The organism is Paenibacillus sp. LS1 (assembly GCF_026013365.1).
Lineage (GTDB): Bacteria > Bacillota > Bacilli > Paenibacillales > Paenibacillaceae > Paenibacillus.
On the sequence record NZ_JAPDOE010000008.1, the window covers coordinates 115,626 to 141,898 of the forward strand.

A 26,273-nucleotide genomic window follows, 5' to 3' on the forward strand; every position below is an offset into this window, starting at 1 on the left:
TCATATGGCTGTATTACGGGGTTGTCAAATATAGTTTTAAATTGGAAAAATCACAATTGTTCACAGAATGTTCACTTATGTGGAGGGTTTCGTCATCTCTATAATTACGAAGGTAAACAGAGAGGATGAGAGAATTGCCAACCAGCAAGAAGGAACAAATTATTTTCGGATTAATGATGTGTACAGGAATGGTCTTGGTCATGATGTTCTTCAATCTATGGCACAGTGGGTTACTCGGCAAGATGTCCCCGCTTGAGATACTGCTTCAATTCATATTATGTTTTGTCATCGCGTTTCTGGTGGAATCCTTCATTGTTGGCCCTGTAGCGAGAAAGATTGCTTTTTCCTTGCCCTATGACAAGTCCAACAAGATTTTGGGTGTACTCGCCATGTCATTTTTCATGGTGATTGGCATGGTTCTGATCATGTCCTTGTATGGAATGATTTCAGCATATCTTGCAGACCAATTAAGTGGGGTATCCGTACTCCGTACGTACCTTCATACAATCGCTCGTAACTTCAGCCTGGCGCTTCCATATCAATTGATCATTTTGGGACCCCTCGTACGATATGTATTCGGTAAATTCATCAAGGATAACGGGCCCGTAATGCCTGTCGTTAACAAAAATGTGTGATGCAACTGAGCCCAGAGTATTTCCTGGGCAATCTTGTGCAATTGAATAGATTGTATTCTCACCTTTAATGAAAGGTGATCAGAGAGGCAAAGATAGTGTACTTGCCACCATGATTACATGGCTAACGAATCGAGGACACCTTATTAGGCCAGTTCTTAGAAATTGAAAAATCTAACGAATCTCAGCGGCGTTATTATGCAAAAAACCTCCGAAAAGGCATTTAATTGAAGCTAATTATCTATAATAACGTCTCTAGGATTCGTTAGATTTCAAATATGCGGAAATGGAGGGGAATAGCGTGTGCTAGGTTCGTTAGAACAGAATAATGCTACAAAAAGATGTCCACTGTCAGGTCATGACAGTGGACATCTCGATTTCTTTAATAGGTAATTCTAATCCTCAGGACTGGATCGACACAGAACTGTTAAGTCGCAGAATTCGCTATATGTTTGTTCTGCCATTGATACGTAATTACGCTAATGACAAGCAGGCCAACCGCAAAGATGGCAAGCATCCATGCAGACTGATTAACCGCCAGATGATCAAGACTCCACCCCGTCGTCAAAGGCAGAATGGCACCGCCAACCCCGCCTGAGGCAATCAAAATGCTGGGTGTGGATTCTTCTGTTCCAGGCAGCAGTTTACTGGCGAAGACAAGGGCGATGGAGAAAATTCCCGACATCGCAAGTCCAAGCAGTAAGATAATGAGAAATGCAGACCAGATTTGGTTTGTAAATGGGAATACCATTAACAAAAGAACAGCCGCGAGACAACTGTACAGGACATACACGCGGTATTGGAATTTCTCTGCGATATACCCGGCGAAGAGTCGTCCCACAGACATAGCAATCCAGAAACAGGTTACGCTAAGCGCTGCTCCGGCTTCCTTCATGTTCATTTTCTCAATCAGGATCGCTGGCATGAAGTTTGCAAGACTCATCTCCGTGCCGACATAAAGGAAGAAGAACAGGACGAATAGGACCAGAAGAGTCAGGTTACGACCACGATAGGTTGGACCAGATGTGCTGGTTGCTGCGGAATGCAGTTCACCTGATATCCCAGCAGTGTGTGTATCTACTGGAGCATGAATTGAACCCCGTCTATCCAGCATGTGGTCTAGCTCACCGAATGATCCTTTTGCCCAGAATATAAAGGTCAGCGCTGCGCAGATCGCAACAACGAGAAATGACAGGCGCCAGTAGCCGGCAGCAATCAGACCGCTGGCCATGAGGGGCATGACCATCGCCCCGATCCCGAATAACACTTCCAGTCGACTCATGGCAACGGCGGTATTGTCTTTGATTGCAGCGATGATAATGGTGCCAATGACAGCTTCAACCATTCCGAATCCGAAGCCGGCTGCGGGTGCGATGACGAACATCCAACCCCACGGTGGCAACAGCATGTAGGATAATTCTGCAATGCAGAGCAATGCTGTGGCGATTAACAGACCTCCCCGTTTACCGTAGCGTCTGTTCAGCCATGGAGATAACAATACACCACCCAGGAATCCGGCAAATTGAGCGAAGATCAGCGTTCCGCCATGGCTATAATCTTTCCCGTAATGTTCAAGTGCAACCGGCAGAATGGAGCCGAGTACAACGTGGGCAAGTCCAATCAGGAAATAGGACAGACATCCGATCCACAGTAATTTTTTCATAACGAACTCCTTCTACTTATATACATAAATTGAGGATCACAATAAAGCGCAATCTTGAAGACAAAGTCTATCATAACAGGACATGTTAAGTTGTGCCATGAATTCCTGATCGATACAGAAGGTTGCAATTTGGTCTGACGTTCGTATATACTGAGACACAACAATTACAGATCGGACCATGCCGTTGAAGAGCATCCAACTCGGAGGCGTTTTCGCCAGGGGAGCGATATTTCCCCAAGTTAACCGGAACCGCCCGTTATCGCGGACCAAGAGGCTGGAAGCAGGATTTCCTGATTCAGCAAGTTGGGTGGCACCGCGAGCAGAGCGCTCCTCGTCCCAAGGGATGAGGGCGCTCTTTGTATTTTTACAGCCAAAGGAGACGGTGACCATGTTGGAAATGAAGTGGATTCGGGCACATGCAGAAGAGGTTCAGGCCGCAGCAGACGGGAAAAAAATCAAGATTAACATTTGTACATTATTAGAGCGGGATGAAGAACGCAGAGCGCTTTTGCAGGAATCGGAAGAAGGACGCAGATTGCGCAATACGTTATCCGCGGACATTGGCAGACTCATGCAAGCCGGGAATCGGGAAGAGGCCGAGGGTTTGCGGGCCCAGGTGAAACAGCTCAATGAACAGTTGGAACATGTGGAAGCTAGGCTTGCCCCTGTGCAGGAGGAAGTAACCAAGCTGCAATGGCTGGTGCCCAATATCGTATCCCCGGATACCCCAAATGGCACGTCGGACGCGGATAATGTGGAGTTGCGACGTGTGGGAGAGGTGCCAACGTTCGAGTATAACGCCAAAGATCACGTGGAAATTGGGGAGTTGCATGATCTGATTGATATTCCCCGTGGAGTTAAGATTGGCGGTACGCGAAGCTATGTATTAAAAGGCGCTGGCCTGTTATTACATCGGGCAGTACAGCAACTTGCGCTGGACCTGCTGCTGAAGCACGGGTTTACACCGATGGAGGTACCGCTGATGGTCAGGGAGGATGCATTGGTGAACACCGGATTCTTCCCAACCGGTCGAGATCAGGTCTACGAACTCGAAGGGGAGAACAAATGGCTGGTGGGGACTTCTGAAGTGCCGCTAGTTTCGTATTATGCGGATGAGATTGTCGATGTTAAGGGTCCGGTGAAACTGGCCGCGGTATCAACGTGTTTCCGCAGTGAAGTTGGCTCCGGCGGACGTGATGTACGCGGATTGTATCGTGTGCACCAATTTGCCAAAGTGGAGCAGGTCATCCTCTGTGCCCCTGATGCAGCAGAATCGGAGCGTATGCTGCAAGAGATTACGGGACACGCAGAGGAATTGCTGCAATTACTTGAACTGCCGTATCGTGTTGTTGCCGTATGTACCGGGGATATGTCGCAGAAAACGTACAAACAGTATGACATAGAGACCTGGATGCCGAGCAGAGGTGCATATGGAGAAACCCATTCGTCGTCGAATCTGCATGATTTTCAGGCCCGCCGTTCGAATATTCGTTGCCTGGATGCCGAAGGCAAGTTGGCCTATTGTCACACGCTCAATAATACGGCGGTGGCGTCGCCGCGCATTCTGATTCCTTTGCTTGAGAATCATCAGCAGGAGGATGGAAGCATCCGCATTCCGGCAGCACTGCGGCCCTATATGGGCGGGGCCGAGAGCTTGATTTTGCCGGAACAGGATGAAATGAAGTAGAGAGGTTATGTGACTCTTTAGGAAGTAGAAAAGGGGATGTTCCACACGTCATGTTGCATGTGACGATGGACATCCCCTTTTAAACGGTAACACTATTTAACGAACCGATCTCCTACTATGTTGGGCTAAATTTTAACTGGTCTGGTTAGTGCTTGGATCTAAGATATAGCTTACTGCCTTGATCACAAATTTCTTCTCTTATGTAAATAAATAAAATTATTTCTTACATGTTAACGCAGCTTCCATTCACGCTCGTTAATGATTTCAATTTGTCCAGATTCAAGGGCTTTTTTAAAACGATTGCGGGCTGTTTTCATCAATAGAACCATCTCGTCTTCAGGACGAATCTTGGTGGATGTCGAAGTGACAATAGCTTTCATACGTTTACGGTTATTTTTAGGTGAAACCATATCAAGCAAATTCTTTTCGATCATACATATCCCACCCCCATCTTTTAGGTTTATTAAAACAGTATTACGCGACCTTCCCATATTATACAATGAAAATCATGAATTGTTCCAAGACTCCCACTTACGTTATTCAACTTTATGCAATTCGTATCCGATATAATATAATAGAAGTAAAATATTGGATTATGGGAGATGGAGATAGAAATGAATAGAATCAAACTGGCGCTTCGAGGCACGCTTGCCCTCATTATGGCATTAACAATATTGGTCCCCTCGTTGGCCTTGGCGGCTACAGGTGATGTGACATTGATTGAAATAACCAATAGCAGTCCGCAGAAGATGAGTGTCTCCGAAACAGCTACGCTTCAGGTGATGGCAACAGTAGAAGGTTTTGATAACAAGCAGGATGTTACCGAAGGTGTGACATGGTCCACCAGTAACGCAACAGTTGCGACGATGGTGAAGGGCAAAGTCAAGGCTGTGGCCGCGGGCGAAGCAACCATTTTTGCAGAGGTAGACGGGGCTAAAGCCCAGTTGGTTGTGCAGGTGCAGGAGAAGATCAAAAGCATCAAAGCTTCACCGAACTCCTATAATTTCGTTAAAGGCAGTGAAAGTACCCTTCCCAAAGTAAGCATTATCCGTGCGAACGGCAAGGAAGAGGATGTGACGTCTGAGATTGTGTGGTCCGTATCCACTTCTTCGGCTGTGCTGGAAAACGGTAAAATCAAAGGCGTTACACCCGGCAGAGTATTGCTGCAAGGCAAATACGGAACAACGGTTGTGAAAGTCCCCGTTGCTGTGACGGATGAGATTACCAAAGTTGAGGTTACCCCTGCCACAATGCAGCTGAACATCAAGAAATCCAAAGCGTTGAAGGTCATCGGCACCTACGCGAATGGTAAAACCATTAACCTTTCTAAACAAGTGATATGGACCTCTTCCAATACGAATGTAGCTATCGTGAAAAATGGAGCAGTCAAGACACTGACAGAAGGACAAGCCACCTTGACAGGAACTTATCAAAATCAGACAATAAAGGCAGAGGTTACCGTTGTGCCTTTGCTCAAAAAGCTGATTACAGGCCAGAAAAATCTGGTCTTGTCCCCACAAGGAAGTACAACGCTGAGTGTTATGGCCCAGTATGATACAGGCAAAACAACTGTTGTGACCAACAGTGCGGTGTGGAGCAGCACGAAGCCGGGCGTAGCAACAGTAACGAATGGCAAGATCGTGGCTGTAGGCAAAGGTAAAACGTCCATCACGGCCAAATGGGGCAACAAAAAAGTGACGATACCTGTTACGGTAAAATAAATCTTCATATAATGAAGCGATTTGCATCAATAAATTAATTCAGTACATGACATATTAAATTTCATCAATATTATCAAGGTAACAGACAAACAAGGGGCGTAGACATACGCTCCTTTTTGGATATATAGAAATCTGACGAAATCAAGGAGGGAGCTTGTTAATGACAGATCCATTGCAACCGGAAAACTGGCCTGCCTGGGCGACAGAGTCGGTAGAGATTGCTCCGGCCAACCCCAATTGGGGCGCACAGGCTCAGGAAGAAATCCGGCAACTCAAACTTCTTCTACAGCAGTTTAACATCCATCAATTCGAACAAATCGGAAGCACATCCATTTCAGGGTTACCCGCCAAACCAATCATTGATCTGATGGCAGAGGTACATTCATGGGATGACATGGATCTGATTGCCGATCAGCTGAATCCGGTGGGCTGGAACTACGTTCCGCCTGAACTGGATGGACGGGAATACAGACGATTCTGGGTCAGGGTTAAGGATGGCAAGCGAGCTGTACACCTTCATCTTATGCGCCCAGGAGAGGAACGTTGGGATCGTCAAATTCGGTTTCGGGATGTACTGAGAAAACGCCCAGATCTGGTGGAAGCTTACGCTGTCCTTAAGACGAAGCTCGCTGATGAGAATAAAGAAGATAGGGAATCGTATACCGCTGCCAAAACGCAATTTATTTTACAAGTGCTTGATGAAGGCGTGTAATCAATTGAAAAACATGCTCATCAAAGACAGACTGATCTATTTCTTCGCAGTCATGATGACCATGGCGGCAGGACTCGCCTCCAGACACTTTGGTGACCGACTACCCAATTGGGTGCATGAACATTCCGGAGACGCATTATGGGCAGGCATGGTTTATTTCGGAGTACGCATGGTGTGGCCTTGGCGCAGCCTGGTATGGGCGATGTGTTTGAGCTGGATATTCAGCTGGTTGATTGAGTTCTCACAGTTGATTCAGACGCCTTGGCTGATTGAGATACGCTCAACCGTATGGGGTGCGCTTATCTTAGGGCATGGTTTTCTGGTGATCGATCTGATTCGATATACGGTCGGTATTCTGTGCATGGTTATAATAGATCGTTATTTCCTGAGAAATAAGATGGTTCGATGATGTACTCAATTTGAATCATGGAGGTGCTCTGAGTGAATGTAGAGAAACTTTTTGCCGAATCGCCCGAATTCGAAACACAACGGCTGAAGCTGAGACGCCTTGCGATGCATGATCTTGATGAATATTATGCGTTTGCCTCTGATCCGCGAGTGAGTCAGCAAAGCTTGTGGAAATGCCATGAGACGACGGAGGATTCGATTCAATATATTCAGCGCGTACTGGATAATTATGAACGGAAAACGGTACATATCTGGGCTTTTATTTTAAAGGAAACAGGGACCTTGATCGGGAGGGGTGGCATCTTTCATATCAACGAACCCATGCAGAGTGCTGAACTGGGATACGCGATAGCCAGCAGTCAATGGGGCAAGGGTCTCGCAGCAGAAGCGATGCAACCCATCGTGGATTATTGCTTTCGGGAAATGGACTGCAATCGGTTGGAGGGGAAATGTAATGCAGGCAACATAGGCTCTGAACGCGTAATGGAGAAGCTGGGCATGTCTTACGAAGGTTTGCTACGCAAACAGTTGAAGATCAAAGGTGTATTTACTGATCAAAAAGTGTACTCCCGTATCCGGGATGATCTATAATACTTCCAATGACGCTTAGGGTACATCGCAGAAATTGAAGGAGGCGGAACCATGATCTACAGTATTATTTCCCGTTCTTTGTGGGAGCAAGTGTCGAAGGGGACTGAGTACGCACCAGATAGCCTGGAGACGGACGGATTCATTCATTGTTCCACCAAGGAACAGATTCCATGGGTAGCCGGGCAATATTATGCAGGTCGAACGGATCTGTTATTGCTCAGTATTGATGAGAAGGCGTTAAAGCCTGAACTGGTGTATGAGGATCTGTACGAATTGAATGAACTATTTCCACATATCTATGGAGAGCTGAATCTGGATGCTGTTCGCAAAGTCATTCCATTTGAACCGAATGCAGACGGTACATTCTCATTTCCTGAATAAAATAACATGTGACGTATCTGTCTGAACGTGATCAGGGGTTATATTACTTTTCCGAAGGGCGGTTAACGAATGGATATGAATCAGGTTTTTCTGGAAACAGCGGAGAAGCAATTTCTGTATTATAAGCAGCTCGGGGAAAAAGCTATGGCACAACTGGATTCCGAGCAATTATTCCAATCCTGGAATGAGGACGCGAACAGCATTGCGGTTATCGTAAAACATCTATGGGGCAATATGCTGTCCCGTTGGACCGATGTACTGACAACAGATGGTGAGAAACCGTGGCGTGAACGGGACGCCGAGTTCGTGAATGATATTTCTTCCCGGGAAGAGTTGCTCTCCAAATGGGAGGAAGGCTGGAATTGTCTACTCGAAGCCATTCGTTCGTTTACTCCGGAACAATTGTCTCATATCATATATATTCGGAATGAAGGTCATACCGTGATGGAGGCCATTATTCGGCAATTGGCACATTATCCGTATCATGTCGGGCAGATTGTATTTGCTGCGAAAATGCTCAAAGAAACAGCTTGGGACAGTCTCTCCATTCCGAGAAACGGGTCAGATCAATATAACGGCGGCAAATTTGCCAAGCCGAAGGCGCGCAAACATTTTACAGAAGATGAACTTCATATAGAAAAAGGTGAGGAACAACAATGACTCAAATCGCATTGATTCGCCATGGAAGCACAGCGTGGAATAAGGAAAAACGTTCGCAGGGACAGACGGATAATCCGCTGGATCAGGATGGAAGGGAACAGGCGGTATTACTTGCTGCGAGACTGGCCGAGGAATCCTGGGATGCCATCTATGCAAGTGACTTGGAGCGTGCAAGTGAGACGGCTCGCATCATCAGTGAACGCTTGGGCATTCAGGAGATTCATCTGGACCCTAGGCTTCGCGAGATGGGCGGGGGACAGGTCGAAGGAACGACGGAAGAGGAGCGTATAGCCAAGTGGGGAGCGGACTGGAGTACCCTGGATCTGGGACGGGAGCTTGCAGATGCAGGGACTGTTCGAGGCAGTGCGGTGCTGGAGGATATTGTACAGCAGCACCCCGCTGGAAGAGTGATCGTTGTCAGTCACGGAGCCGTTCTGCGGAATACGCTGCGAGGTCTTGTGCCTGAGCTTGATATCAGAGTGAAGCTGTCCAACACATCCATTACCCGGATCGCAAAGAATGAGAATGCATGGCAATGCGAACTGTACAATTGCAGTGTGCATTTGGATTCGTCCAGGGAGTCTCAATAGTTGGATGCTCTGACATTAAAACAAAGATTGCAGCATATCCAGTCCGTTAATCTATCCATCGATCACGTGGAACAGCCTTATGAATTGGCGCTGTATATGATGAAGCATATTGGCAGTCCTGATCCTGTTCTGCGAGATGAATTGATCTATGTTACGTTTGCGACCTGGATTGGGCAGGGGGTATTTTCGGAGGATCAGCTAAGGCATGTGTTGCAGTTGGCGCTGGACGATCAGCACCTTTTCTATGGGATCGGAGAGCAGGGAACAGATAGTGTGTTTACGCGGACGTTCTCCGTGTTGTTACTGCCTCCAATTCTGAGTGTGGATCGTGAGCAGTCTTTCCTGAACAAGGAGGATATCGCAGGGATTCATCATCGCTTGACTACATATCTGGAATGTGAAAAAGATGTTCGCGGCTACGCCGATGATAAGGGCTGGGCGCATGCCCCCGCACACGCGGCGGATGCGGTTGAAGATCTGGCACAGTCGCCATATCTGGAGCGGACGGATCTGCTGGAACTTCTACATGCACTCGCTGTGAAAATAGCTGAACCAAGTGTGGTTTATATCCATGATGAGGATCAACGAATAGCACATGCCGTAATTACTATTCTCCGTCGAAATCTGTTGGAGCTGAAGGATATTACGATATGGATCGATTCCCTTCATCAAGGAGATAAGGCAGAGAACAGATCACTTCTTGAAACCAGTCAGAAGAGCCTGAATGTGCGTCTGTTTTTGCAAACACTATATCTTGCGATACGTACAGAAGAAGCCGAACCGTTTCCGGCGGTTCGCACGATGGTATTGCAGGCATTAGGAAGAGAAAAGTAACCGGATACTAGATATATAGGTGTGGGAAAAAGGGGAGGTGGCACATGAGCGAATTGTCGTATTCATGGACGGAGGAGATTCTATCTCCATTGGGTGAGACAGCTGTTATCATCCATTGCGGGGAGCACTTGTCTGAAGCGGTGCAGCAGAGAGTGATGTCTGTATGTGCATTGCTGGAAAAAAGCACTTTGCCAGCCGTGATCGAATGGGTACCTTCATACACGTCCGTTACGCTGTTCTATGATCCGTTCATCTCCCCGTACCCCGAGTTCTGCCGGATTCTGCTTCAGCAGTTGAATCAAATGAAGGAATCCGCACAAGACAAGCCCAGAACAGTCACGATTCCCGTATGTTATGGTGGCGAGTGGGGGCCTGATCTGGACTACGTTGCCAGTGAGCATGGACTGATCGCAGAGGAAGTCATTGCGATTCATACATCCGGGGATTATCTCGTACATATGATTGGGTTTGCACCGGGTTTTCCGTATCTTGGCGGGTTATCCGAACGGATTGCTACGCCCAGACGGGCAACGCCAAGGCTTCGGGTAGAGGCCGGTACAGTAGGTATTGGTGGCAAACAGACGGGAATCTATTCGGTGGACACACCCGGAGGATGGCAATGTATTGGACGAACGCCACTCCGGTTGTTTCGGCCGAGTGAGAACGTACCGAGTGTGCTGGCAGCAGGTGATCGGGTTCGATTTGAACAGATTACGATGCAGGACTATCTGGCGTTGAAGCGGAAGGAGGGCGAACGATGAGCATTGAAGTGATTCGCCCCGGTCTGTTATCTACCGTTCAGGATGAAGGCAGAATCGGTTATCGCCGGTATGGTATCCATCCTGGCGGGGTCATGGATACCTTCGCAGCCAGAGCAGCCAATATGCTTGTGGGCAACTCCCGCCATGCGGCAGTGCTGGAGTTGACGATGACGGGGCCGGAGCTTCGATTTCAGGAGAGCCAGCTCATCTCATTATGTGGGGCCGATCTGACGGCAACGGTGGATCATCTGCCCGTACCTTTGTGGCGTCCTGTGCTGGTGCGGGCTGGAAGTGTACTGAAGTTTGGCCCATGTCGTCATGGCTTGCGCGGTTATCTGGCGTTTGCGGGTGGAATAGCTGTGCCTGAAGTGATGGGCAGTCGAAGTACAGACCTCAAGACAGGTCTTGGCGGTTTGGAAGGAAGAGCCTTGTGTGTGGCAGATCTGTTATCTACGGGTGAACCTTCTGACGAAGCGCAAGGTTGGATACAGCGTATGGAAAAGCACGCAGAGAAGAGTGAGCGGGATCACCGAATATTGGCGCCTACGTGGTTTTTATCTGAACGTGAAAGACCTGACTATTATGGGAGATCTGTTATTCGTGTGATGGAGAGCAAGGATAGTTCACTGTTCAGCGAGGCAATTCTGGGACAATTCTATGCCGAAAAATACGTGATCTCTCCGCAATCCGATCGGATGGGCTATCGCTTGCAAGGCTCCAGACTGGAGCTGGATCAGCCTCTCGATAAGCTGTCTGAAGCCGTTACCTATGGCACGGTGCAGGTGCCACCGGATGGTCAGCCCATCATCCTGATGGCAGACCATCAGACGATTGGAGGTTATCCTGTCATTGCACAGGTAGCTCGGGTGGATATGCCAATCCTGGTTCAAGCTAAGCCAGGAACCCGAATTACTTTTAAACAGATTACGCAGAATCAAGCCCGTCAGTTGTACATGGCACAGGAACGCAACATGCAGCTCATGGATAAGTTGATACGTAGAAGAATGGCAGGAAGGGGGGGCGCTTAATGAATACCTCGAAAACCTTGGATATCAATTGTGATCTGGGCGAAAGTTATGGTATATATCGCACGCTATCGGACGAAGCCATTCTACCCTTGATTACATCAGCCAATATTGCCTGCGGATTTCATGCAGGGGACCCGGCTACGATGCGGATGACGGTGGAGGGCGCATTGGAGCATCAGGTGACCATTGGAGCCCACCCCGGGTTGCCGGATTTGCAAGGGTTTGGCCGAAGACGTATGGACATTACGCCACGGGAAGCATATGACATGGTGGTATATCAGATCGGTGCGCTGGATGCCTTTGTCCGGGCAAGTGGAGGGCGAATGCATCACGTGAAACCGCACGGTGCCTTATATAATATGGCCGCAGAAGATGCAAAGCTTGCTGAAGCTATTGCCGAGGCGATCTATCAAGTACAGCCTGATCTGTATTTGTATGGTCTGGCGGGCAGTGAGCTGATTCACGCTGCGGATCGCATCGGTCTGCGCAGCGTGAGTGAGGTATTTGCGGATCGAACCTATGGGGCGAATGGGAAGCTAACCCCTCGCAGCCAAGCCGGAGCCGTCATTGAAGAGTCGGGACAAGCGATTGCGCAAGTGCTTCGGATGGTAAAAGACGGAGCCGTTGTATCCACGGATGGTACGCTGGTCCCTATTAAGGCAGAGACAGTCTGTATCCACGGTGACGGAGCGAACGCGTTGACATTTGCGCAAGAGATTCGTCGCGTACTGGAATCGGAAGGTATTAAGCTCTCTGCGCATAATTTTGGAATGACAAGGAGTGAATGAACAGAATGAAACCCATACGCAACTCGGCGAAGGCCGTTATTGTGCAGGATGGACGATTGCTGGTGATTCGACTGGAAGATCAATATGGTACCGCTTATGTGTTCCCGGGTGGAGGACAGGAGAAGGGTGAAGAGCTCAAGGATGCGGTCGCGCGCGAATGTCTGGAGGAGATTGGTCAGGCTGTGAACGTGGGAGAGCTGTTACATATCCGAGAGTATATCGGAAAAAATCATGAATTCGCCGAGTGGGATGCAGATATCCACCAGGTTGAATTTTATTTTGCGTGCAGCCTGATCGATCCGGAGGCAATCGTTTTTGAAGGCTCCAATCCTGACAATAATCAAGTCGCGGTGGAGTGGATTGCCCTTGAAGATCTGTCTCAGATTCGTTTATATCCAAAAACAATCGGCGAATTGCTGCTTAAATCGGGTTCTTCCTCAATCTATCTTGGAGATCTAAATTAAATCAGTCATGAAGAAATATCGTGCTAACCCCTTTATGTAAACATTTCTATAAAGAACTTTTCCAATTTTGTCACGTTAGCGTATCGGTTCATGGATTCACCATAGGTGAGGTGGGTACACTATAAGTACAGGCGTATTACTACTAACGTAAGTTGACTGTACTTATACACAACAATGGAGCGGACATAACCTAAAGAAGCGAAACCTGCAAAGTTAAGTACAGGTTTCTGTTCGAACTTTAGCCTACCCACTCCTCAAATTGGAAGAACGGTAGACGTAGTGGAGGGGACGAAATCGATTCTGAGGAAGCGAAGTGTCTGCTGGTATCCTGGATTTTCACTTGTATATCCATTGAATTAAACATTTACACGATAACGGAGAGGACAGAAGAAACCTGAAAAAGCGAAGCGGTCGCCTTTATCACCGGATTTTTCCCTTGAGAAAAGGGATTCAAAAAAATCTGGGGATAACAGCGATTGGAAGGTTATTCTGTCATCGTAGTGTTAGTGTAAATCGTCTTTAATCCAATGTATACGATGAAGAGATCAGGATCATTGCGAGATAACAGCGATCCAAAGAACGATCCGTACCCGGAACGGCTTTCTACAAGAGTCCCCCCAATATCCCCCAAACCGAAAGGAGCACTTCCCATGAACCAGACTGAATTGGAACAAAACATTGTAAAAGCTTTGGAAAATAACCCTTTTTGCAGCTTCTCCACAGTGGAGGATGGTAAACCGAAATCCCGCTATATGGCGCTTTTCAACGATGGACTGAACATTCATCTGGCAACGAACCGCCGTACACACAAAGTAGAGGAACTGGAGAATAATCCGAATGTTAGCCTACTACTTGGTTATGAGGCTGGTGGCTCCAAGGAAGTGGTTGAGATCGAAGGAACTTGTGAAGTGACGAAGAACGAAGGTTTGCGTGAGCAAGTGTGGAACGACGAACTGAAGGCCTGGTTCGATGGACCTAACGATCCGAATTATGTCATTCTGGACATCACACCGGCTCGTATTGAGTATACGGGCAAAGACCATGAACACCACGTGTGGGAACAATAAGCCGAAATATGAAAATAACCTCTGCCAAGTAGCATTCTTATGCGGAAAACCGCGCAGAGTTTAATTCAACCGTGAAAGCCATCTAGGCTTCACGGTTTTTGTTATGAATGAAGAACGCTGAACTGGATATAGTTGTAAGGTTTATGTAATATACGTATTTTGAAACAAACAAGCACTAAATACCTACTAAAATGTTGAAAAAAATGTCGAAATCACGCATGATAATGTAAACTCGGTCTGGTATGTGCGGGTAATGTAAAAAAATAATGCTTTTCAATGGCTGAACATTGCGTTATGATTTGGAATGTAAACGACAAGCACAGACATAAATAGATGTTCATGTGAGATAAACTTACCTGAAATTCCGATGCATGTCATCAGAGCGTCAGTACGCACAACCCATGAAATCTATCTTTTTTCTGCGCTCTTCGTTTGCCCATTAATGCATGATTCAATGTACATAACCGGGAGGGGTTATTTTGAAAATGAGAAAAAAAGTATTATCAAGCCTGACTGCCGCTTTGTTTGCATTAAACGTGCTTGCGGTATTTCCGGTACCTGTGTCGGCTGCGGATGCTGCCAAAGTGAAACTGCGGATCATGGAAACCACAGATATTCATACTAATCTGGTTAACTATGATTATTATTCCGACAAAGAGACAGACCAATATGGACTCGCCAAAACAGCAACACTGATTAAGAAAGCCCGTGACGAAGCGAAGAACAGCCTGCTGTTTGATAACGGGGATCTGATTCAGGGAAATCCGCTGGGAGACTACGCTGCCAAAATTGATCCACTGAAAAAGGGTGAGACTCACCCTGTATATAAAGCGATGAATCTGCTCGATTATGATGCAGGGAACATCGGTAACCATGAGTTCAACTATGGTCTGGATTTCCTGGACATGACGCTGGAGGGAGCGAACTTCCCTTACATTAATGCCAATGTCTATGTAGACGATGGTGATGATGACGAGACGAACGACAAGAACTACTTCACACCGTATGAGATTTTGGATAAGAAAGTAACGGACGAAACGGGTAAGGAACATACGATCAAAGTGGGTGTAATCGGATTCGTACCACCACAAATCATGCAATGGGACAGCGCTAATCTTGAAGGTAAAGTAATCGCCAAAGATATTATCGCTACTGCAAAAAAATTCATTCCTGAGATGAAAGCAAAAGGTGCCGACATTATTGTAGCTATTCCTCACTCCGGATTTGAGGAAATTCCTCAAACGGATCTGATGGAAAACTCCGTATTGTATCTGAGCCAAGTTGAAGGTATTAATGCCATTTTGTTTGGACATGCCCACAAAGTGTTCCCGAGTGCTGATTTTGCTGGCAAAAAAGGGGTAGACCTGGAGAAGGGTACCATTAATGGCGTTCCTGCTGTAGAGCCAGGATTCTGGGGGGATCACCTGGGGATTATTGATCTGGATCTAGAACAAGTGGATGGCAAATGGAAAGTGGTGGATTCCAAAACGGAAGCACGCCCAATCTATGACACAGCCAACAAAAAACCACTGGTAGAAGCCGATCAGGACATCATTGATGCGGTTCACGAAGAGCATGAAGGCACATTGGAGTATGTTCGTGGTCCGGTGGGCGAAACGACTGCACCAATCAACAGCTTCTTCGCTCTGGTTCAGGATGATCCATCCATTCAGATCGTAACGAATGCACAGAAATGGTATGTTGAAAAACATATGCAAGGTACGGAATATGAGAAAATTCCTGTATTGTCCGCAGGTGCTCCATTCAAAGCAGGTGGACGTTCAGGCGCTTCGTATTACACGAATATTCCTACTGGCACCATTGCGATCAAAAACGTTGCTGACTTGTACGTGTATCCAAATACGGTACATGCTGTAATGGTTAACGGCGCAGAACTGAAAGAATGGCTGGAATGGTCTGCAGGCCAATTCAACCAGATCGACCCGGCTAAAGGTGGACAACAACAACTGATCAACAATGACTTCCCAACGTATAACTTCGATGTTATCGATGGCGTAACGTATCAGATTGATGTGACCCAACCAGCCAAATACGATAGCAAAGCTACGATTGTTAATGCATCCGCAAGCCGGATCAAAGATCTGAGCTTTAACGGCAAAGCGATTGACCCAGCGCAAAAATTCATTGTAGCGACGAATAACTACCGTGCTTCTTCATCCAAACTGGCTAACCCGGACGGCAAACGCATCGTTCTGGCTGCACCGGATGAGAATCGTCAAGTAATCATCGACTACATCCGTGAGAATAAAACGATTAATCCGGCAGCGGACGGCAACTGGTCCCTGGCACCAATTAAACCGTCTGCTGGTGTAACTGCAGCAGCGCTGAACGATCTTGAAGTTGTGTTTGCTTCTTCCCCGGATGCGAAAGATCTGGTTGAAGCGAATCCGGCAATGTCATTCATTGGTACGAACAAAGAAGGTTTTGCAGAGTATGGCTTGAAACTGACAGGTGAAGCAACGACAACACCTGAAACAGGTGTGGAGCCAGCTCCGACGCCTAAACCAACACCAACGCCGACACCTAAGCCACAACCTGAGAAACCAGCGACCAACAACAAGGTTGTATATGTGGTGAAAAAAGGGGATAACCTGTACCGCATCGGATTGAAATATGGTGTGGACTGGCGCAAACTTGCGACAGCTAACAAAATCTCAAATGTGCATAACCTGAAAGTTGGACAGAAAATCGTGATTCCCGCTTCTTAAAGTTTAATAAGCGGTGAGGAGGAGACCGACAGTCATCAGACTGTCGGTCTTTTTTTCTGCAATTATGAATATATCTGTTTCAATAACCGTCATATAGGAAGTCATCAAAACAGTAGAGATTAATTTCAAGACCCATGATATAATATTTACAAACTTTGGGTATATACCAGTGAACATTAATGGACATGGCATCATAAATTGGCAAGGGGGTCCTACATGAATTGCAGTGGCTGCAGTCCAATCTATCCTATAGAGGATCAAGGTACCTTGTACCTACGTCCCATTTCCCCCGCTTTGCTGGAAGCGCTGCAAACGCCGGGAAGACATTTCGTGACGTCGGATGACATGATGTGGATGCATTTTGCGAATCTTGAGGCGGTTCAGAGCTTATTAGAAGAGATCGGCGAAGTTGATCCGACTTTACGTGATTCCCTAACCGTTCAGATTACACCTTTATACGAACAGGCTAGTGAAGATAGCTGGATCAGCATGTACATGCAGGAGTCTCGCTTCAAGCATGCAGAACTCGTTTCCATTATTTTGGAGCATCAATTTAGCAGTCATATGCAACCCATCGTTGACGCATCGGAGCAGATTATCGGATACGAGTTTTTGCTTCGTCCTGCGGAGAATGGAAAACCCTTCAGTTCCTATGAATTATTTGAAGTTGCGCGCGAGACCGGATTGCACTCTTTCCTGGATCGAACGGCGCGTATTACCGCCATTGAGACCAGTGCCCTTTTTCTGCCGCATGGTGTCAAACGCTTCGTGAATTTTCTGCCTTCCTCCATATATAATCCCGAATATTGTCTGACACATACGTTTGAAGCGATTGAACGTCTTGCGCTTGACCCTAAAGATTTTGTGTTTGAAGTCGTGGAAACAGAGCAGATTCAGCATATGTCCATCTTACAGCACATATTTGAGGTGTATCGTTCACGCGGAATGTCGGTTGCGTTGGATGATGTGGGTGCCGGATATTCGACAATAGAGCTGATGAGTCGGTTAGAACCGGATTTTGTCAAAATAGATCGAAGTCTTATTGACCGTTGTGATCAGGATTCGACCAAACAACAGAAGATTCTTCATATTGTTGAGATGTCGAGTCGATTTGGGGGCCAAGTACTTGCCGAGGGCATTGAACGAATGGAAGAGTTTGAATTCTGTCGTTCCATCGGAATTGAGCTTGCACAAGGTTACTATTTCGGTAAACCCACGGCACAACCTCCAGACGGCTCGTATTCCAACACTTGACCTAAATTCATGGAATAATTAGTAACGAGTACCCTGTACAAGTCACTTCTGATCAGAGGTGGCTTGTTTGGCGTGGTTGCACATTTTTCTATCAAATAAATACCCTCATTCAGCCGATATATAAGATAAGCCTTTTAGATTGATCCATACATAAAAAGAAAGAGGGCATTTTTACATTTTGAGGGGGAGAAAGCGATGAGTGAAGCTCAGGGTAATAAACCAATGAAAGCAGCGAAACCTGCCAAACTAAAACAAAATAAAAATAAAAAGAAGAATAAAAAGAAAGGTCTTGTCTGGAATATAAGAAACAAACTATTGGTCTCCTTTCTGGCAGTTTTGCTTCTGCCAAGTTTAGCAGTTGGCTTAATCACACTAAAGATGGCTGAAGAGGGCGTACAAGGACAATTGGTGGATAGTGCCCTGCAAAGTGTGAGTACTGCCAATACCATTGTAGAAAGCCAAGTGAATTACAAGATTCATGACATTAACTATTTTGCGGATGCACTTGATCCGAGCCTGATTAAAGGGGAGAACGACAGTCCTGAGCTTCAGGTGAAGCTGGAGCAATATCTGGGCTTGCATCCGGATGCCATGAACATCTTTGTGGGAACGACAGATGGAGTCATGGTTCGGGGTAAAGCAACAGCGAGCAGCACACGGGGAGATGCATATGATCCACGGGAGCGGGAGTGGTACAAGCTTGCAATAGAGAAGCCGGGTACGACTGTCGTGTCACCTGTATCCATTAATACGGATGGCGTTGCCGTTGTGTTTATTTCCAAAACATTAAAGGATCAATCCGGTGTAATCGGTTTATCTCTGGATCTGACAGACTTGCAAGAGCAGGCCTCCATTAAGGTAGGAAAAGAAGGCTACGTCATTATTATGGATGCGAACAAAAATTATGTCGTGTCACCTGTAGCAGATGCAGGCACACAGGAAGCTAGTGGCTTGCTGGATGAAATGTATGAGGGTCAAGAAGGTCAATTCGATTACGTATTTAACGATCAGCCGAAGATGATGATTTTCTCAACAAATGAAGCAACGGGTTGGAAAATTGCCGGCACGATGTTCAAGAGTGAAATAACCAGTGCGAGCAAGGACATTCGCATGATTACATTTATAGTGATTCTCGCGGCTACCTTCCTTACCCTAATCTTTATTATTTGGTTTACACGCTCCATGCTGCGTCCGATCAAACGACTGCAGGAATCTGCGAGAGCTGTAAGTAAAGGTGACCTGACCGTGAAAATGGAAACAGGGCGTAAAGATGAAGTCGGTGATCTGGCGAAGTATTTCGAGCGTATGGTGGATAACCTGCGAATGATGATTCTGGGTGTACAGGAAACGACAGAGCAGGTATCCGCTTCTTCTCAAGAATTGTCTGCCAGTGCAGAACAAACCACTAAAGCGATTGAACATTCAACACTGGCCATTCAGGAACTGGCTGAAGGTGCAGAGCAACAAGTGAACAGTGTGAAAGACGGATCTGGACAGATGAGCCGAATGGCAGAAGATGTTCGAATGATGTCGGAGCGTGTGCAATCGATCACGGCGAATATGCGGAATACATCTGGTGCGGCTTCTTCGGGTAATGAGGCAGCAGGACAAGCGGTAGAGCAGATGAACAGCATCCAGGAAACGGTGGAGCAGCTGGGAACGGTGGTTCAATCTCTGAATGCCCGTTCGGTAGAGATTGGCAGCATGGTTGATGTCATTGCTTCCATCTCCAAACAAACGAACTTGCTCGCATTGAATGCTTCCATTGAAGCGGCAAGAGCGGGTGATGCGGGTCGTGGATTTGCCGTCGTAGCGGGAGAAGTACGTAAACTGGCAGAGGAATCCGGTAGCTCGGCAGCACAGATCGGTGAGGTGGTTCACAATATCCGTCAGGATATGGATGCCGCTCTAATTGCCATGAATGCCGCTCAGACTCGGGTGGGAGAAGGAATTCAGGCCGTGAATACGTCCGGACAATCGTTTGCCCAGATTCGGGAGGCGGTGGAAGATGCTGTTCATACATTGGATGACTTGTCCGAAACAACGAAGCAACTGGAGAGCGGTGCATCCCACGTTGCCAAAGCGATGAGCGATATTTCGAATGTGACCCAGGAATCGGCTGCAAATACAGAATCCGTGTCTGCATCTTCGCAAGAACAACTGGCATCAGTAGAGGAGATTGCATCATCCTCGGCACATCTGAATAGCATGGCAGAACAATTACAAGGACTGCTCGGCATGTTCAAGATGGTGGAGGATACACCGAAGGATAAGGGTAACGATAAATCCTAACGTTGGGACAGCAAAACCGACTATATAAATTGAACTAAACGTTTACACGAACGGAGAGGACAGAAAGAACCTGAAGAAGCGGAGCGTTCGCCTTTATCCCCGGATTTACCCCTTATATAAGGAATCAAAAAAATCTGGGGATAACAGCGATCGGAAGGTTGTTCTGTCATCGGAGTGTCCAGTGTAAATATTTTTAGTTCAACTTATATAGATATATAAGAAAATAAAGATAGACATTGCTCCTGCGGCCCTGTATAAATATATCGTCTGGTTCTTCCGCGCATCGTGCGGTGTAATCTTACAATATAATGATGGAATGAACGATACAATATATCGAGACAGGGTACAGCAGGAGGCTCTATGGTATACGTAGCAATATTGATTTTTGCAGTAACAATCACTTTGGTGATTTGGCAACCTCGTGGATTGGGTATCGGTTGGACTGCCTCAGGTGGGGCGTTGCTTGCCCTGCTATGTGGAGTCGTCAGCTTGAACGACGCCTCGAATGTGGCATCCATTGTATGGAATGCAACGTTGGCTTTTGTCGGCATTATAATGATTTCTCTCATTCTTGACGAGACGGGTTTCTTCGAATGGGCTGCCCTTCACATGGCAAGGCTTGCTGGAGGAGATGGTCGCAGACTGTTCTTCTACTCCATTTTGCTGGGTGCCGCAGTATCTGCCCTGTTCGCGAATGACGGTGCGGCACTCATTCTGACGCCAATTGTACTGGCAATGGTACGTGCATTGAAGTTCGATGAGCGGATGGTGCTGGCTTTTGTAATGGCGAGTGGATTTATCGCGGATACCACATCGTTGCCGCTCGTCGTCAGCAATCTGGTTAATATTGTGTCCGCTGATTTCTTTGGTATTACATTTGTGGAATATGCGGTGCGCATGGTTGTACCGAATCTGTTCTCGATCGTAGCGAGTACGGGCATGCTGTTCTTGTTCTATCGCAAAAGCATACCCCGTCGCTACGACATCTCCGCGGCACGCGACCCGAAGGAAGCGATACGTGATCCCCGGATGTTCCGAATCGCCTGGTTTATGCTCGGGCTATTACTGGTGGCCTACGCATCGAGTGAGTTTCTGCCGATTCCCGTGTCGGTTATCGTTGGCTCCGTTGCGCTGCTGTTCGCTTTACTGGCACGCAAGAGCGAGGCTGTTGATCTGAAACGGGTAATCAAGGAAGCACCGTGGTCAATTGTGGTGTTCTCGGTGGGCATGTACATCGTCGTATATGGACTGCGGAATGCAGGGTTAACAGATCATCTGAGCCGCTGGCTGGATGCCATAGCAGAGCATGGTCTGCTAGCTGCTTCGCTCGGGATGGGCATCATAGCGGCCGTATTATCATCCGTCATGAATAACCTGCCGACCGTGTTGATTAACCTGCTAGCCATCCAGGGCGCACATACCGAAGGTATCATTCAAGAGGCATTGATCTATGCCAATGTCATCGGTTCTGATCTGGGGCCCAAAATGACCCCGATTGGATCACTTGCCACATTGCTGTGGCTGCACGTGTTATCCCGTAAAGGTGTGAAGATCACATGGGGGTATTATTTCAAGGCAGGTATCATCCTGACGATTCCGACATTGTTAATTACCCTAGCCGGGTTGGCATTGTGGTTATGGATTCTGGGCTAGTAAAATTAGATTTTACATTAGGAACATCTTAATCATTCAATGTATTGTAAAAAGGCTGCTCTCACAACTGGTGCTAAGCACTGGCAGTGAGGCAGTTTTTTTGTTTCCTGCTTTTGTACCTTCTATAGAAGAAACAGATTTTCTTTATCATCAAATAATTTATTTACACAAGGTCAGCCTATTATAGGGCTGGCCTTCTTTGCCTACACCCCCCAGGCAGGAGATTGAAATGCCTGAGGCCTAACAAGCGCTGACACAGCGAAGGGAACGGAACGATTGTGGAAAAGCGAAGCGTTCGCCTTTATCCCCGGATGTATTCCATAGAAAAAGTAAATCATATAAATCTGGGGATAACAGCGATTGAAACAACGTCCGTTCCCGTAGCGACCACTTCAGCGCAATTTCTCTCAGATAAATTTCAAAATGCTGTCTATATTTTTAACATTGCGTTTACAAAACACTGATTTTAAGATGACATACCGAAACTACAATGAGTAAAGAGTTGATGGTGAACAAACAAATTCACAAAACGCCATCACCACATTGGGGGAGGAAAACAAAACATGTTTAAAAAGTTGCCGTTTATTTTGATGACCTTAACGTTCGTACTGGTGCTCGCTGCATGCGGATCGAAAAATGACGCTGGTACAGAGGGTGCCGCAAGCAATGGATCAGGAGAAGCTGCTACTGAGCTTAGCGGTAACATCCTGGCAGTCGGATCGACAGCATTGCTACCTCTGGTAGAACAAGCTGGACAGAAATTTATGGCAGTTGATGAATATAAGAACGTAACGGTTCAAGTTCAAGGTGGCGGTAGTGGTACTGGTTTGACACAAGTATCTGACGGACAAGCTACAATCGGTAACTCTGATGTATTTGCAGAAGAGAAGCTGGAGGACGAAGCCAAAGTAAAAGAACTGGTTGACCATCAGGTAGCTGTAGTAGCTATGGCGCCAGTTAGCAACAAAGACACAGGTGTGGAAGATTTGACGAAGCAACAGCTGATCGACATCTTCTCTGGTAAAGTTACGAACTGGAAAGACGTTGGCGGTGCAGATCAAGCAATCGTTATTGTAAACCGTCCAAGTAGTTCAGGTACTCGTGCAACTTTCGAGAAGTATGCACTTGGTGCAAAAATGGATGATATCGCAGGTTCAATTCAAGAAGATTCTTCAGGTAACGTAAGAAAATTGGTAGCTGAAACACCAGGCGCTATTGGTTACCTGGCCTTGTCTTACCTGGATGACAGCTTGACGGTTCTGAAATATGACGGTGTAGAAGCGACTGTTGAGAATGTGGAAGCAGGAACTTATCCAGTATGGGCTTACGAGCACATGTACACAAAAGGTGAGCCGGATGCAGCAACCAAAGCATTCCTGGACTTCATCATGAGTGACGAAGTTCAACTGAATGACGTAACTGAACTTGGATACATTCCAATGTCAGGTATGAAAGTAAAACGCGATGCAGCAGGTAATGTGGTTCAATAATCTTTGACTTGCGCATACAGCGAAAGAGGCGGACTTAGGTCCCGCCTCTTTACGCGGTTTGCTCTGAAATAATCCCATATTTTGCACTAATTCTACTATAGAAGGATGGTTGTTATGGAACAGACCGAAGGGGGAACGGTAATGAATAACAAGTTGAAACCGCGCCGGCCCTTAAAAGAGAAACATTATTGGGAAGAGTGGACGGGACGGATATATACGTCGATTTGTGTCGTTTTCCTGATCGTTGTCATGTTTTCCATTGTTTATTTTGTAGCGTCCAAGGGACTATCAACATTTTTCCAAAATGGAATAAGCATAAGCGACTTCCTTGGTGGGAAAACGTGGAATCCAACGGGGGAACCTGCGTTCTACGGGGCATTGCCGTTCATTACAGGTTCTTTCATTACAACCTTGCTTGCAGCACTGATCGCAAGTCCGCTTGGTCTGTGTGCAGCACTCTTCATGACAGAGATTGTACCTGGTAAAGGGAAAAAGATATTGCAGCCTGCCATTGAGCTCTTATCCGGTATTCCGTCCGTTGTGTACGGATTTATCGGTCTGAGTGTCATCGTACCTTTGCTGCGCAGTATCTTTGGTGGAACAGGCGTCGGGATTGCAGCCGGATGTCTTGTTCTCGCGGTAATGATTCTTCCTACGGTCACAAGTATTATGGCAGATGCATTGTCCGCGTTGCCTAAAGGATTGCGTGAATCCTCCTACGCACTCGGTGCCACTCGCTGGCAAACCATCTACCGTGTCATTATTCCAACGACTTTGCCAGCTTTGTTGACAGGTGTCGTATTGGGTATGGCCCGTGCTTTTGGTGAGGCACTCGCTGTGCAGATGGTTATCGGTAATGCACCGCATGTTCCAACATCCTTGCTTGAATCAGCTTCAACATTAACAAGTGTAATTACACTCAGCATGGGTAACACCACGATGGGTTCTGTTCATAACAATGCACTGTGGAGTATGGCGCTTGTCCTGCTGGTGATGACATTTGTCTTCGTCATTCTGGTTCGCCTGCTTGAAAGGAGGAACCGGGTATGAAAATGAAGGCAAAGACGGTAGATAAGATTGCAACATCCGTTATCGTTGTATTGGCTCTATTCATTGTTATTTTATTGCTCGGTCTACTTGGATTCATCATGTTTAGAGGCATTGGACATATTAGCTGGAACTTCTTGACGAGCGCACCACAGTTACTTAAGGGTGGCGGCGGGATTGGTCCACAGCTTTTTAACTCCGTATTTTTGCTTGTCTTGACCTTGATTGTTACCATTCCACTCGGATGGGGTGGCGGAATTTACATGGCGGAATACGCCAAGCCAGGCAAGATTACCAGCTTCATTCGTCTGGTCGTTGAAGTATTGTCATCATTCCCATCCATCGTTATCGGTTTGTTTGGTCTCTTGCTGCTAGTAAATCAATTTGGTCTTGGTTTCTCCCTGATCTCGGGTGCCTTGGCTCTGGCGATCTTTAACTTGCCACTGATGGTACGGACAACGGAGCAGGCCTTCCGGGCCGTTCCAAAGGAACAAAAGGAAGCAGGTCTGGCGCTTGGACTGTCCAAGTGGAAGATTATCACTTCCATTCTACTACCTGTGGCATTGCCGAGCTTGATTACGGGTACGATCCTGGCATCGGGCCGGATCTTCGGTGAAGCAGCCGCGCTGATGTTCACCGCAGGTATGAGTAGTCCACCATTGGACTTTACAGATTGGAATCCGACGAGTCCAAGATCACCGCTTAATCCTTTCCGTCCGGCAGAGACACTTGCTGTCCATATCTGGAAAGTAAATAGTGAAGGCATTGGGCCAGATTCCAAAGAAGTGGCAGCAGGGGCATCCGCCGTGCTTGTCATTCTCGTGCTGGCGTTCAATCTAAGTGCACGCTGGATCGGTCGGGTTGTATTCCGCCGCATGACAGCTTCGAAATAAGGAGGAACCAACATGGCCATACCTTTTGGTACGGAACAGTTAAGCATATATTATGGACATTTCCAGGCGGTCAAGCAGATCAGTCTGACGTTTCCTGAAGCAAGCGTAACGGCTCTTATTGGGCCGTCGGGTTGCGGTAAATCCACGTTCCTCCGGTCGCTGAACCGGATGAATGACGAGATTGCCGGGTCCCGTACAGAGGGACATATCTGGATGGATGGTAACGATCTAAATGAGCCTGGAACCGATGTAATCAAGCTTCGTCAGAAGATTGGCATGGTGTGGCAGAAGCCGAATCCTTTTCATAAGTCCATCTACAACAATATCGCGTTTGGCCCCCGCTACCGCGGTACGAAGAGTAAGAAGGCACTGGATGAAATTGTGGAAAAAAGCTTGCGCCGTGCTGCGCTCTGGGACGAAGTGAAAGACAGACTGCATGAGTCAGCTCTGTCTCTCTCGGGTGGACAACAGCAGCGACTTTGTATTGCCCGTGCCCTCTCGGTTGATCCCCAGATTTTGCTGCTCGACGAGCCGGCATCTGCACTTGACCCGGTATCTTCGGGTAAGGTTGAGGAATTGATTACCGAGCTTAAGAAAGATCTGCGGATCGTCATTGTTACCCATAATATGCAGCAGGCGGCACGCATCTCGGATTACACGGCATATTTCTATCTGGGCACTATGGTTGAGCACGGGGATACGGAGCACATTTTCACGAACCCCGACAATCGTCTGACGCAAGAATACATTATGGGTCGTTTTGGTTAATTGGATCATGGAGTGTCACATAGAGCAACAGATAGAGAGATAAAGAAATAAAATAGAGACAAGAAAGCACAGTACCTGAACGATTGTTCGGGGGTTGTGCTTTTTTATTTGATTTTGGAAGAATTTGCTGTATATAAATGAATCATGCTACGATAATCAG

At 47.0% G+C, this 26,273-nt stretch carries 25 protein-coding genes; 23 read left to right on the top strand and 2 right to left on the bottom strand.

The annotated features are described in order from the left end of the window. Positions 1-125 precede the first annotated feature (125 nt). Positions 126-635 carry a hypothetical protein gene (locus OM416_RS23460; RefSeq protein WP_413775820.1) on the top strand — a complete coding sequence of 170 codons (510 nt, stop codon included), beginning with the start codon at positions 126-128 and terminating at the stop codon, positions 633-635. 424 nt (positions 636-1,059) lie between these two features. On the opposite strand, the gene OM416_RS23465 is transcribed toward OM416_RS23460, so the two are convergent. After that, positions 1,060-2,295 carry an MFS transporter gene (locus tag OM416_RS23465; RefSeq protein ID WP_264933533.1) on the bottom strand — a complete coding sequence of 412 codons (1,236 nt, stop codon included), beginning with the start codon at positions 2,293-2,295 and terminating at the stop codon, positions 1,060-1,062. Positions 2,296-2,683: 388 nt separating this feature from the next. On the opposite strand from OM416_RS23465, the gene serS reads away from it, so the two are divergent. Beyond that, positions 2,684-3,982, top strand: coding sequence for a serine--tRNA ligase (serS, locus tag OM416_RS23470; RefSeq protein ID WP_264933535.1), 1,299 nt, complete (start codon positions 2,684-2,686; stop codon positions 3,980-3,982). 230 nt (positions 3,983-4,212) lie between these two features. On the opposite strand, the gene OM416_RS23475 is transcribed toward serS, so the two are convergent. Further along, positions 4,213-4,416: a hypothetical protein gene (locus tag OM416_RS23475; protein ID WP_076253873.1), complete on the bottom strand. Its 204-nt coding sequence runs from the start codon at positions 4,414-4,416 to the stop codon at positions 4,213-4,215. 180 nt (positions 4,417-4,596) lie between these two features. On the opposite strand from OM416_RS23475, the gene OM416_RS23480 reads away from it, so the two are divergent. From OM416_RS23480 to pstB, 21 genes are all read left to right on the top strand, one after another. Further along, a complete protein-coding gene (locus tag OM416_RS23480) occupies positions 4,597-5,703 on the top strand; it encodes an Ig-like domain-containing protein (RefSeq protein ID WP_264933539.1) in 1,107 nt (368 codons plus the stop codon). Positions 5,704-5,863: 160 nt separating this feature from the next. Further along, a complete protein-coding gene (locus OM416_RS23485) occupies positions 5,864-6,415 on the top strand; it encodes a GrpB family protein (protein ID WP_264933541.1) in 552 nt (183 codons plus the stop codon). Positions 6,416-6,428: 13 nt separating this feature from the next. Beyond that, positions 6,429-6,824 carry a DUF2809 domain-containing protein gene (locus OM416_RS23490; RefSeq protein ID WP_264933730.1) on the top strand — a complete coding sequence of 132 codons (396 nt, stop codon included), beginning with the start codon at positions 6,429-6,431 and terminating at the stop codon, positions 6,822-6,824. A 32-nt stretch (positions 6,825-6,856) separates the two neighbouring features. After that, positions 6,857-7,414 carry a GNAT family N-acetyltransferase gene (locus OM416_RS23495; RefSeq protein ID WP_264933543.1) on the top strand — a complete coding sequence of 186 codons (558 nt, stop codon included), beginning with the start codon at positions 6,857-6,859 and terminating at the stop codon, positions 7,412-7,414. A gap of 51 nt (positions 7,415-7,465) precedes the next feature. Further along, entirely contained in the window at positions 7,466-7,795 is a 330-nt protein-coding gene (locus tag OM416_RS23500; protein ID WP_264933545.1) for a DUF952 domain-containing protein, read from the top strand. A 69-nt stretch (positions 7,796-7,864) separates the two neighbouring features. Next, a complete protein-coding gene (locus OM416_RS23505; RefSeq protein WP_264933547.1) occupies positions 7,865-8,455 on the top strand; it encodes a DUF1572 domain-containing protein in 591 nt (196 codons plus the stop codon). Further along, positions 8,452-9,045 (top strand): histidine phosphatase family protein, encoded by a 594-nt coding sequence (locus OM416_RS23510; RefSeq protein ID WP_264933549.1) that lies wholly within the window; start codon positions 8,452-8,454, stop codon positions 9,043-9,045. Before OM416_RS23505 ends, OM416_RS23510 begins: the two co-directional genes overlap by 4 nt. Continuing rightward, positions 9,046-9,879, top strand: a complete 834-nt coding sequence (locus tag OM416_RS23515) for a DUF2785 domain-containing protein (RefSeq protein WP_264933551.1) — start codon at positions 9,046-9,048, stop codon at positions 9,877-9,879. A 44-nt stretch (positions 9,880-9,923) separates the two neighbouring features. Further along, the gene (pxpB, locus tag OM416_RS23520) at positions 9,924-10,640 is read left to right on the top strand and encodes a 5-oxoprolinase subunit PxpB (RefSeq protein ID WP_264933553.1); all 717 of its coding nucleotides are present in this window, start codon (positions 9,924-9,926) and stop codon (positions 10,638-10,640) included. After that, complete coding sequence (locus tag OM416_RS23525; RefSeq protein ID WP_264933555.1) at positions 10,637-11,668, top strand: biotin-dependent carboxyltransferase family protein; 1,032 nt, start codon at positions 10,637-10,639, stop codon at positions 11,666-11,668. The genes pxpB and OM416_RS23525 overlap by 4 nt, the downstream gene beginning before the upstream one ends. Further along, positions 11,668-12,456, top strand: a complete 789-nt coding sequence (locus OM416_RS23530; RefSeq protein WP_264933557.1) for a LamB/YcsF family protein — start codon at positions 11,668-11,670, stop codon at positions 12,454-12,456. Before OM416_RS23525 ends, OM416_RS23530 begins: the two co-directional genes overlap by 1 nt. Positions 12,457-12,461: 5 nt before the next feature. Further along, positions 12,462-12,920 carry an NUDIX domain-containing protein gene (locus OM416_RS23535; protein ID WP_264933559.1) on the top strand — a complete coding sequence of 153 codons (459 nt, stop codon included), beginning with the start codon at positions 12,462-12,464 and terminating at the stop codon, positions 12,918-12,920. A gap of 650 nt (positions 12,921-13,570) precedes the next feature. Beyond that, positions 13,571-13,987 (top strand): pyridoxamine 5'-phosphate oxidase family protein, encoded by a 417-nt coding sequence (locus OM416_RS23540; RefSeq protein WP_062837223.1) that lies wholly within the window; start codon positions 13,571-13,573, stop codon positions 13,985-13,987. Between the two features lie 479 nt (positions 13,988-14,466). Then, on the top strand, positions 14,467-16,716 hold the full coding sequence (locus tag OM416_RS23545) for a bifunctional 2',3'-cyclic-nucleotide 2'-phosphodiesterase/3'-nucleotidase (RefSeq protein ID WP_413775821.1): 2,250 nt from the start codon (positions 14,467-14,469) through the stop codon (positions 16,714-16,716). A gap of 216 nt (positions 16,717-16,932) precedes the next feature. Next, positions 16,933-17,970: an EAL domain-containing protein gene (locus tag OM416_RS23550; RefSeq protein ID WP_264933562.1), complete on the top strand. Its 1,038-nt coding sequence runs from the start codon at positions 16,933-16,935 to the stop codon at positions 17,968-17,970. A gap of 195 nt (positions 17,971-18,165) precedes the next feature. Beyond that, positions 18,166-20,262 carry a methyl-accepting chemotaxis protein gene (locus OM416_RS23555; protein WP_264933564.1) on the top strand — a complete coding sequence of 699 codons (2,097 nt, stop codon included), beginning with the start codon at positions 18,166-18,168 and terminating at the stop codon, positions 20,260-20,262. Between the two features lie 360 nt (positions 20,263-20,622). Further along, positions 20,623-21,915 (top strand): arsenic transporter, encoded by a 1,293-nt coding sequence (locus OM416_RS23560; protein WP_264933566.1) that lies wholly within the window; start codon positions 20,623-20,625, stop codon positions 21,913-21,915. A 563-nt stretch (positions 21,916-22,478) separates the two neighbouring features. After that, the gene (locus tag OM416_RS23565) at positions 22,479-23,405 is read left to right on the top strand and encodes a phosphate ABC transporter substrate-binding protein (protein ID WP_264933568.1); all 927 of its coding nucleotides are present in this window, start codon (positions 22,479-22,481) and stop codon (positions 23,403-23,405) included. Positions 23,406-23,546: 141 nt separating this feature from the next. Then, positions 23,547-24,455 carry a phosphate ABC transporter permease subunit PstC gene (pstC, locus tag OM416_RS23570; RefSeq protein WP_264933570.1) on the top strand — a complete coding sequence of 303 codons (909 nt, stop codon included), beginning with the start codon at positions 23,547-23,549 and terminating at the stop codon, positions 24,453-24,455. A gap of 2 nt (positions 24,456-24,457) precedes the next feature. Further along, positions 24,458-25,345 (top strand): phosphate ABC transporter permease PstA, encoded by an 888-nt coding sequence (gene pstA / locus OM416_RS23575; RefSeq protein ID WP_264933733.1) that lies wholly within the window; start codon positions 24,458-24,460, stop codon positions 25,343-25,345. 12 nt (positions 25,346-25,357) lie between these two features. Then, a complete protein-coding gene (gene pstB, locus OM416_RS23580) occupies positions 25,358-26,113 on the top strand; it encodes a phosphate ABC transporter ATP-binding protein PstB (protein ID WP_264933573.1) in 756 nt (251 codons plus the stop codon). Positions 26,114-26,273: the final 160 nt, after the last annotated feature.